This is a genomic window from Colwellia sp. F1 (assembly GCF_056238625.1).
Map to the genome: position 1 here is coordinate 1 of NZ_JBWDLI010000093.1, position 2,301 is coordinate 2,301.

Sequence of the window (2,301 nt, forward strand, 5' to 3'; positions counted from 1 at the left end):
AAAGTATGCTTTATTGTTGCTGATCCTATTGAACACGTGAAAACTCCAGAGAAATTTAATGCTTTATGCCAGGAGGAAGGTATTGATGCTGTTATGGTACCAGCTCATGTGCATAGCGATTGTCTTGAGTCATTTGTGAAAAGCTTATCTTCAATGCGTAACCTAGCCGGCTTCATAGTGACAGTGCCTCATAAAACGGCTATGTCCCATTTGTGCGATCAATTAACAGCAGATGCGCGTTGTGCGCAAGCCACTAATGTAGTCCGCCGCACATCGGATGGGAGATATCATGGATATATCCTTGATGGAAAAGGCTTTGTGGCGGGATTGAGAGAGAATGGCTTTGAACCAGAAGGCCGCTCCGTTTATTTAGTTGGTTCGGGTGGCGCCGCTAGCGCTATCGCTTTTGCATTAGCAGAAGAGAATGTTGCGCTAATTACTATATTTAATAGAACATTAAAGAAAGCAGAGGAGCTTGTTTTAAGTATTAAGAAAGAGCATCCTAATATTGAGGTGGTGTTGGGTAGTAATAACCCTGCAGGTCATGAGCTTGTTGTTAATGCTACGTCACTTGGGCTTAAAAATGATGACCCTTTACCCTTTGATACTGATGAGTTGAATAAAGATCAATTGGTTGCTGATATTATTATGGATCCTTCAGAGACTCAGCTTTTAAAGAAAGCAAAGAGTCTGGGCTGTATGGTGCAGCCTGGACTACCTATGCTAAATAATCAGCTGAGGCTTATGATTAAAACGTTGGGTCTTTGAGTTTTGTATTTTTGACTACCCTTTTAATGGAAGCGGATGTGAAGTCTGAGTGCAATATGCTCATTACAAGCCGGTGGGTTTTTAATAGTACTTGATCAGTAATTCGTTCATAACCTCTGTTAGGTAAAATAGAGATATTTTCGAGAGATCTTTCGCCTAGATGAGTACTACTGAATTAGTTAGATTTTTCTCATTATGCCGTTCTTTGAGCATATTCATTGGACGGCAGGTAGTTTAATAATCTCGCCACGCACCTATTACCGCTTTTGCCTCTGAATTAGTGATAGTTTAGGCATTCGTTTCGAAACTTACCGCTTAAGCTCTAAATAAATGCATTCTGAGTATGCTTATCGAACTGGATAAAGCCAATTGGCACCTAGAGCCTTTATTTCAGAAGAACATTGCTTTGCTCATGCTTTGAGCTTGTTCAACCTGAATTCTGGCATGCATTTTCAATGCTGAGTTTGATGTATGGCACGAGGAAACATCTTATCGGAATGCTCAGGTGTTGCACTCAGTTTTTGCGGGCAAAGTTGGTACAAAAACAGTTGACTCATATAGAGGCTCTCAATACTTTCATATTGAAAACCCTTGGGCTAAGTCGCAAAAAGCTTTGGCAGCTGGGCTAAGTGGGCGGTTACGAGGCCATGACAGACCAAGCTCCATAGGTGGAATGGGATTGCTTAACTCAATATGTTCGATGCGTTTACCATCCAGTGACCATGGGCGATAGACCATGTCCGAAAGAATGGTTACTCCGGTTCCATTAGCCACCATGCTGCGGACCGCCTCTACTGAAGAAGTGCGAAATAAAATATTGGTCCTGATGCCCTCTGGTTTCCAGTAGTTCAGAGCCGTTTGATCGGCTTCGTCTACGGTCAGCATGATATAGGGGTAATGAGCAATATCTTTTAGGGTGATGCTTTCTCGCTTTAGCAGCTCATGTTGTCCATTAACCCATAGTCGACGCCTAGATTGTGTAAGTGTCATTTTTTCTAACCATTGATGGTGCTCAATGTTTGAAGTCAGCACGATGGCTAGATCGAATTCGCCTGAGGCCAGGCCCTGTTCAATGTCAGGGCGAGACACTTCATGTAATTCAACTTTAACCCAGGGGTAGCGGCGCTGAAATTGCGCCAGCAATGGAGGCATAAAATAGCCAGCTACCGTATATGTCATAGCCAGTCTCAATGTGCCTTTCAGGGTCGGCCGAGTATCTGTCAGGCCTTCAAAAGCATCATCTAGTGCCTGAAATGCATAATTAACACGCTGTAAAAAACGCGTGCCTTCTCTCGTTAATGTCATACCGCGACTAGTCCGTCTAAATAGCGCTACGCCTATTTGCTCTTCAATCTCTTTAACCCCTGTAGTGATCGAAGACTGAGACACATTCAGATCAACTGCCGCCTGAGTCACACGCCCACTTTTTGCCACTGCCATGAAGTAACGTAGTTTTCGTAGTGACAGATCACGTGCCATAACGGGTCACCTTGAGCGTTCGTTTTTTTTGATATCACTCTACAAAAATTAATA

2 protein-coding genes are annotated in these 2,301 nt (G+C 43.2%); one reads left to right on the top strand and one right to left on the bottom strand.

Annotated elements, in window-relative coordinates:
• The coding region (locus tag AC0UA9_RS17615; protein ID WP_475662070.1) for a shikimate dehydrogenase family protein at positions 1 to 768 on the top strand (768 nt) is incomplete at its 5' end.
• Positions 769 to 1,344: 576 nt separating this feature from the next.
• On the opposite strand, the gene AC0UA9_RS17620 is transcribed toward AC0UA9_RS17615, so the two are convergent.
• Positions 1,345 to 2,247 (bottom strand): LysR substrate-binding domain-containing protein, encoded by a 903-nt coding sequence (locus AC0UA9_RS17620; RefSeq protein ID WP_475662072.1) that lies wholly within the window; start codon positions 2,245 to 2,247, stop codon positions 1,345 to 1,347.
• Positions 2,248 to 2,301: the final 54 nt, after the last annotated feature.